1 protein-coding gene is annotated in these 610 nt (G+C 40.8%); it reads left to right on the top strand.

The window, feature by feature from the left end; genetic code table 11:
* Positions 1–99: 99 nt before the first annotated feature.
* On the top strand, positions 100–255 hold the full coding sequence (locus tag RMY63_RS40800) for a hypothetical protein (RefSeq protein ID WP_322734124.1): 156 nt from the start codon (positions 100–102) through the stop codon (positions 253–255).
* Positions 256–610 lie beyond the last annotated feature (355 nt).

Below are 610 nucleotides of genomic sequence, written 5' to 3'. Positions count from 1 at the left end.
AACGAAATGAGATTCTGATTGCTCAATTGCGATCGCTTGGTGTGGAACCAGAAGTCTAGCATTTTGGAATCAGGTTAAAACTGGTAGAGGTGCAGCGTCTTGTTGTCAGACATTGCTCGGATTTTACCAGAGGCGATCGCGCCAATTTTCAATTTCGTCACTTACAGCAGTTTTCACGTATTTGAACCACACCTACGGTACGGGTTTAGCATCGCCAGCTACCCAAGCCATCTTTGCAACTCCCAAAATGCTTAGATTAATTCTCACACAACAAAGCCTTAATAACTTGAGCCTAGCTTAACAGAACTGATGCGATCGCCCTTCTCTCGTCTACAGTAGTGGCTCCTTAACATACAAAAAATAAAATTCCCACTTCTTTTACGATGATGTGTACTTAGTCAACAGGTGAATTGAGAGAGCAAACTGCGGTTTGTTTACACAATCTTTAGAAATGAATACGCGATCTACTGAAATGAGTAAGCAAAAGCAACTTTTACTTTCTCAAACCCCAGTTTGCTTTCTCATTTTGGTGTTTTCCGCAAGCAAAATCAGCTTTTACTTATTCAAACCCCAGTTTGCTTTCTCATTTTGGTGTTTTCCGCAAGCAAAA

Origin of the sequence: Nostoc sp. ChiQUE01b, assembly GCF_034531255.1 — a bacterium.
In the GTDB taxonomy this organism is placed as follows: Bacteria; Cyanobacteriota; Cyanobacteriia; order Cyanobacteriales; family Nostocaceae; genus Nostoc.
This window is presented reverse-complemented; position numbering and strand designations above follow the sequence as displayed.